This is a genomic window from Pseudomonas sp. GZJR-8, assembly GCF_002916705.1.
GTDB lineage: Bacteria > Pseudomonadota > Gammaproteobacteria > Pseudomonadales > Pseudomonadaceae > Aquipseudomonas > Aquipseudomonas synxantha_A.
Window position 1 is genome coordinate 145,586 of sequence record NZ_JXSI01000005.1, and the last position, 6,649, is coordinate 152,234.

5 protein-coding genes are annotated in these 6,649 nt (G+C 58.2%); 3 read left to right on the forward strand and 2 right to left on the reverse strand.

Translation table 11 applies throughout. The annotated features are described in order from the left end of the window. Window positions 1-16 precede the first annotated feature (16 nt). The 3 genes from TK42_RS12380 to TK42_RS12390 all read left to right on the forward strand — a co-directional run bounded on the left by TK42_RS12380 (window position 17) and on the right by TK42_RS12390 (window position 4,479). Window positions 17-1,759, forward strand: coding sequence for a phosphoethanolamine transferase CptA (locus TK42_RS12380; RefSeq protein WP_103734322.1), 1,743 nt, complete (start codon window positions 17-19; stop codon window positions 1,757-1,759). Between the two features lie 127 nt (window positions 1,760-1,886). Then, window positions 1,887-4,124, forward strand: a complete 2,238-nt coding sequence (locus tag TK42_RS12385; RefSeq protein ID WP_103734323.1) for a TonB-dependent siderophore receptor — start codon at window positions 1,887-1,889, stop codon at window positions 4,122-4,124. A 142-nt stretch (window positions 4,125-4,266) separates the two neighbouring features. Further along, entirely contained in the window at window positions 4,267-4,479 is a 213-nt protein-coding gene (locus TK42_RS12390; RefSeq protein WP_032875909.1) for a hypothetical protein, read from the forward strand. Window positions 4,480-4,577: 98 nt separating this feature from the next. On the opposite strand, the gene TK42_RS12395 is transcribed toward TK42_RS12390, so the two are convergent. Both TK42_RS12395 and zapE read right to left on the reverse strand, forming a co-directional pair. Next, complete coding sequence (locus TK42_RS12395) at window positions 4,578-5,072, reverse strand: N-acetyltransferase (RefSeq protein ID WP_032875912.1); 495 nt, start codon at window positions 5,070-5,072, stop codon at window positions 4,578-4,580. A gap of 165 nt (window positions 5,073-5,237) precedes the next feature. Then, on the reverse strand, window positions 5,238-6,344 hold the full coding sequence (gene zapE / locus TK42_RS12400) for a cell division protein ZapE (protein WP_103734324.1): 1,107 nt from the start codon (window positions 6,342-6,344) through the stop codon (window positions 5,238-5,240). Window positions 6,345-6,649: the final 305 nt, after the last annotated feature.

A 6,649-nucleotide genomic window follows, 5' to 3' on the forward strand; every position in this document is an offset into this window, starting at 1 on the left:
ACTGATGGGGCGCTGGATGGCGATGTTCAAACGCAGCACGACGACTGCGAAAGGCTTTGATTGGGCCGGCCTTGGTTGGCTATTCCTGTTTTTCTGGTATTTCTCGGGTATTACCCAGCTTCTTATCCAACTGACCGGCACGTCCGGCTTCAGTGGTTTCCGCCAGGCATTCTTCATGAGTGCACTGTGGCTGGCGCCGATGTTGCTGTTCCCGCGCAAGACACGCCTGCTTGCCGCCTTGATCGGTGTAGTGTTGTGGGCCTGCTCCATGGCCAGCCTGGGTTACTTCTTCATTTACCAGCAGGAGTTCTCCCAGAGCGTCATCTTCATCATGTTCGAGTCGAACATCTCCGAAGCGGGCGAATACGCGACCCAATATTTTGCCTGGTGGATCGTGTTGGCGTTCATAGCCCACACCGCCTTCGCTATCTTCCTCTGGACGCGCCTGCGCCCGGTGTACCTGCCTCGCGGCCAGTCGATCGTGGCGGCCATCGCCATTGTCCTGGCGGTTGTGGGCTACCCGCTGGTCAAGCAAATCGCCACCAGCGAAACCATGGAATTGGCCATTGATCGTTTCGAAACCCGTATCGAGCCTGCCGTGCCTTGGCAGATGATCGTCGCCTACCGTCGCTACACCGAACAGCTGGACAATATGCAGGGCATGCTCAACAGCGCAAGCCAGATCCCGCCATTGAAGAACCTCAAGGACAGCATGGCCGGCCAGCCGTCCACGCTGGTACTGGTAATCGGCGAGTCCACCAACCGCCAGCGCATGAGCCTGTACGGTTATCCGCGCAACACCACGCCGGAACTGGACAAGCTGCGCGACCAACTGGCCGTGTTCGATAACGTCATCACCCCTCGCCCCTATACCATTGAAGCGCTGCAACAGGTGCTGACCTTTGCCGATGAAGAAAACCCGGACCTGTACCTCAAGACGCCGTCGATTGTCAGCGTGATGAAACAGGCCGGCTACAAGACCTTCTGGATCACCAACCAGCAGACCATGACCAAGCGCAACACCATGCTCACGACCTTTTCCGAACAGGCCGACGAGCAGGTGTACCTGAACAACAACCGCAACCAGAACGCCCGCCAGTACGACGGCGATGTGCTGGCGCCTTTTTCCAAGGCCCTGGCCGATACCGCCGAGCGCAAGTTCATCGTGGTGCACCTGCTGGGTACTCACATGAGCTACCAGTACCGTTACCCGCCGACGTTCGACAAGTTCACCGACCGCCAGGGCGTGCCGGCCGGTGTCAGCGACGCGCAGTTGCCGACTTACAACAGCTATGACAACGCAGTGCTGTACAACGACTTCGTGGTCTCCAGCCTGATCAAGGACTACGCCAAGACCGACCCCAACGGCTTTTTGCTGTACCTCTCGGACCACGGCGAAGACGTGTTCGACTCCGCCGGCCACGACACCCTGGGCCGCAACGAAGGCAAGCCGACTGCACCGATGTACACCATCCCGTTCATGGCCTACGCCTCACCGAAGTGGCGCGAAAGCCACGACTGGAGTTTCGCCGGCGACCTGCAACGGCCTTACAGCAGTTCGCAGTTGATCCATACCTGGGCCGACATGGCAGGCTTGAGTTTTGACGAACTGGACCACAGCAAGAGCCTGGTCAGCGACAGCTTCAAGCCTCGGCCCTTGTTGATCGGCAACCCTTACGAAACCAAGCAGAAGGCCCTGATCGACTTCAGCCTGATCAAGCCGAAGAAGGCCAATGGCGCCGAAGTGGTGGCGAAGTAAGCAGGGGCGCTGCAACACAAAGATAACAATCATTCTCGTTTAAGCCTAAAGTTCCACACCTCCTTTCGTCTTTGAACCATGCCCTCCCACCCCGGGAGGGTTAAAAGACGACAAGGAGTCTGCCGCAATGTTCGCGCCTTTTACCCGTTCCATGACCATTACCTTCGGTCTGTTCAGTCTTGCGCTGAGCCCGGATCTGCTGGCTGAAATCGACCCCGGACAAGCCTCCAGCAAAGCCCTGGAGCTGGGCGCGACCACTATCAGCGCCGACGGCCTTGGGTCCACCACCGAGCACACCGGTGCCTACACCACCGGTTCGATGAATACCGCCACCCGCCTGAACCTTTCCATCAAGGAAACCCCGCAATCGATCTCGGTGATCACACGCCAGCAGATGGATGACTTCAACCTCAACACCTTGACCGAAGTGCTGCGCCAGACCACCGGCATCAACGTTCAACATAACGATTCGGACCGTGTCTACTACTCCTCCCGCGGTTACGGCATCAACAACTTCCAGGTTGATGGGATGCTCAACACATTCGGCTACATGAAGTCCGACGCCGACACCATCATCTACGACCGTATCGAAGTGGTACGCGGCGCCACGGGCCTGACCACAGGCGCGGGCGACCCATCGGCCACCGTAAACATGGTGCGCAAGCGCCCTACTGCCCAATGGCAGGCACAGACCGGTGTGAGTGGCGCCAGCCATGACAACTACTACAGCTACATCGACGTAGGTGGGCCTTTGGCGTTCGACGGTAAGCTGCGCGGGCGTAGCGTCCTGGCCTACCGTGACAGCAAATCCTTTCGCGATAACTATGGGCTGCAGCGCGCAGTTGGCTACGGCATTCTCGAAGGTGACCTTTCAGACGATACGGTGCTGGCTGTAGGTTTTGATTACCAGGACAAACAGGTACAAGGCACCTCCTGGGGCACTGTGCCCTACTGGAACAGCCAGGGCGGCAAGGCAAGGTTGCCTCGCTCCACCAATATGGCGGCGCACTGGAGCTCCTGGCCGCTGACTGACAAGACCACCTTCGCCACCCTCGACCATCGGCTCGGCGGCGACTGGCATTTGAAGGCTGCCTATACCCATCGCCAAAGTGACACCGACGGCAAGGTCTACTACGGCGGCACCGGTTTTCCCAATGCGGACCGCAGCGGCATGACGGCCTGGGCCAGTCATATGCGCGGTACGTCGCGGATGGAAGCCATCGACTTCAACCTGGCCGGCAGCTACACCCTGCTGGGCCGCGAACACGGGTTGATGATGGGCTATGGCGAGGCCGCCCAACGGGACGTCTCGCCCTTTATGCGTAACGACCTGCCTGCCAGCTACTACCCCATCGAGGATTGGAAGCACATGGGCGATATCGGCAAGTTCGCCGACACGGTCACCGACCTCAAGGGCGAACACAGCAAAAAACAGCAGAAAGCCGGCTACCTCGCCACTCGACTGAGCCTTACAGACCGCTTGCACGCCGTGCTGGGTAGCCGCTACGGCAGCTGGGAGCTGGAAAGCGCCACGCCTGAATACAACGACAATGATCAACTGACGGCTGCCGGCAAAACACGCCAGACCCACAACGACATGTGGACGCCCTACGCCGGGCTGCTCTATGACATCACCCCGCAGTACACCGTTTACGCAAGCTACACCGATATCTTCAAGCCGCAAGACAGGCGTGACGTCAACAAGAAGTACTTGGAACCGGTGGTGGGCAGCAATTATGAGGTGGGGCTCAAGGGCAGCCTGCTCAATGAACGTCTGAACCTGGCGGCCGCCTATTTCTGGAGCACCCAGGACAACGTTGCAGAGCGCGATGACTCGGTCCCTCCCAACCCCGTCACTGGCGAGGAGTACTACAAGTCTGGCGGCAAGGGTAACAAGGTCAACGGCTTCGAATTGGAAGCCGCAGGCGAAATCCGGCCGGACTGGAAACTGACCGCCGGCTACACCTACACCCACTCGCTTAATGGCTCAGACAAACGTACCAATACGGGCCAGCCCTTGAACCTGTTGAAGGTTTCCAGCGCCTATCGCCTGCCGGGCGCATGGCGCAACCTCACCGTCGGTGGCGCGGTGAACTGGCAAAGCGAAATCTACGATTTCGGTAACCGGCCCACAGGGGCACGCAATAGCGAAGGTCGGCCGATAACCACGCGGGCGAAGATCACGCAACAGGGTTACACCGTGGTCAACCTGATGTCACGCTACCAGTTCGACGAACAGGTTTCCGCCTCGGTTAACGTTAACAATCTATTTGATAAAAAATATTACGAACGTGTCGGCTTTTATAATGGTGTGTATTGGGGTGACCCGCGATCTATCACGCTTGCATTGGACTGGAAGCTGTAGTCGCTCCCTGCGAAGTTAACAAAATCGTTAACTTCGCAGTGCCTGTCAGTTAATTCCCACTTAATAAGATAGCGCCATAGTCGCTCCATGATTCTGATCAAGGAACGGCCAGACACCTATCACTCTTAATGGGAATACCGCGATGAAAATCTCGACGTTGATGCTTGCCAGCCTGATGACCCTGACCTCCGCCGCTGCCTTCGCAGAGGGCGGTTCAGAGCGTTCGAAGGAGTTCTACGACAACTTCAGCTTTATTCAACAGCAAACTCACGGCACAGCAGAGCAACGAATGGCCTCTGCCGACGGGAAGACGTTGAAAGTCGATACCGTCAGCCAGGAACAACCGAACAGTTGATTTAATGCTTAGTTAATCCGTAATACCCTGCGCCATCCCGCTCCGTTGGCAAAGGTTTATTGGGCGCCATCTAATGGCGCCTTTTTTTCGCCAGTCATTTATGACAGCGATTTGCTCCAAAACAACATATGGCCATACTTCGGATCAAATACTGAATCATCGAACCCGAACTTGCGATACGCCGATTGCGCCAGTTCATTGCCCTCAAGCACTTCCAGAGTAATCTTGCAGCAGCCCCTCTGGCGGGCGATTTCTTCGACCTTCTGCAGCATTTTCTGGCTCAAGCCCAAGCCACGAAACTGTTCCCTCACCATCACATCGTGAACGTTGACCAGCGGGCGGCAAGCAAACGTCGAGAAGCCCTCAAAACAATTGACCAACCCCGCCGGTTCGCCACCGACAAATGCCAGCACGCTGAACGCATGAGGACGCTTGGCCAGTTCAGCCGGCAGTTGCTGCAACAGATCGGCTGACAAGGCGTGGCCGCCGCCCATCGGGTCTTGCGCATAGTGGTTGAGCAGCAAGCCGATGGCGTTGGCGTGCACCTCGTTGGTATAGCTGGCTTGCAGCACCAGGATGTCTGGGGTGTCCATTTCCTTCCTCGATAACGACAACCAGGGATTCGTTCCCCTTTGAGAGCCTCGATTGTAAGCGTGGAGTCGGCAGTAGATGAAGGAGATTAACTACAAATATCTGACGGAAATTGCGAAGGTTGCTCGCATCAAATCGCGCAAAAGCCCCTGGAGTGGGGATTTTTCCTAGACAGCAAAGCGCTGCAGTTGCATCTCTTGCAAGCGGCTCAGGGTGCGACGAAATGGAAACTCCAGGTAGCCTTCGGTGTACAGGCACTCCAAGGGTGCCCGGGCCTCGATAAAGAGTGGCACCTTACGGTCGTAGCATTCGTCCACCAAGGCGATAAAGCGCCGCACGCTGTCATCATGAACCGACAGTTGCGGCAATTGGCGGTCCCCGGCCATCACACGCTCGGCGCCGTCCTCGGTGCCACGGGCAATCCGCCCCGGGCGCTGTTGGGCGCTGAGGTTCGGGACCTCACCCAGGAGGATGGCCTCGAAGCGATCGCACAGCAGCATGAAGTCCATCGCGGCCAGGGGTTGCTCGCACAGTTCGGCGTAACGACACCAGAGCACCGTATCACTGGCCTGCACCGCCACAATGGAGCGGTACCCCACGCTCACCGCCCCGCTGCTTACGGCCTGGCCTTGGCTCAATTGCTTGAACACCGCAGCCAGTGCATTCGGTTGATTCACCCAATAGCGTTGCTGCCCCACCCCCGGATGCAGGCGATGATCTTCGCCACCGTCCACCGCCACCACTTGCATATGCTGCTGGAGCGCGTCGATGCCCGGCAGAAAACGCTCGCGATTGAAGCCATCGGCATACAACTGATCAGGCGGCTGGTTGGAGGTGCACACCATTACCACGCCTTGCTCGAACATCACCTGGAACAGCCGCCCGAGGATGATCGCGTCGCCGATATCATTGACAAACAGTTCATCGAAGCACAGCACGCGCACTTCCTGGCTCAGCTCCTGAGCCAGCGCCCGCAAAGGATCCTGGGTTCCGGTGAGCTGGAACAAGCGCTGATGCACCCACCCCATGAAGTGATGAAAATGCTGACGCCGCGCGGGCACACGCAGGCTTTGGTGGAACTGGTCCATCAGCCAGGTCTTGCCACGCCCCACCGGCCCCCACAGATAGACCCCGGCAACTGGCGAATGGCCTTGATGCAACCCCTCGTGACAGGCTTGCAAAGCCTGCACCGCCCGACGCTGGGCGTCGTCGGAGACGAAGCCTTGCTGGGCGATAGCGTGCTGGTAGGCAATGAGGGGCGAGTCGAACGTCATGTCAGATGCTGCTCTGCGGACTAAATATGAGAGGGGGCACGCCCCGTTGAGCCTGGTTTGTAGTCACCAACCGTAACCACGATGCGAAGCGAGCCGCTCTTGATCTTGATCTGCTTTTGATCTCAGGCGCCCCGTTAAACCACGCTGGCCGAAATTCGACAGGGATTTGGGGGGTAAACCGGCAGGGATGCCGGTTTAGCCGCCCCGCGCCATGGATGGCGCGTGGCGGCGGCCCCCCAAATCACTGGCGGATTACGGGCACACCGAGCCTAAGCGAGGTGCCGAGTGGTGGGGCAAGAGCCCTT

What these genes read in the sequence shown, in the direction of transcription:
- TK42_RS12380 (WP_103734322.1), top strand. Translation starts at nt 17, where the DNA reads ATGGCGATGTTCAAACGCAGCACGACGACTGCGAAAGGCTTTGATTGG.
- TK42_RS12385 (WP_103734323.1), top strand. Translation starts at nt 1,887, where the DNA reads ATGTTCGCGCCTTTTACCCGTTCCATGACCATTACCTTCGGTCTGTTC.
- TK42_RS12390 (WP_032875909.1), top strand. Translation starts at nt 4,267, where the DNA reads ATGAAAATCTCGACGTTGATGCTTGCCAGCCTGATGACCCTGACCTCC.
- TK42_RS12395 (WP_032875912.1), bottom strand. Translation starts at nt 5,072, where the DNA reads ATGGACACCCCAGACATCCTGGTGCTGCAAGCCAGCTATACCAACGAG.
- zapE (WP_103734324.1), bottom strand. Translation starts at nt 6,344, where the DNA reads ATGACGTTCGACTCGCCCCTCATTGCCTACCAGCACGCTATCGCCCAG.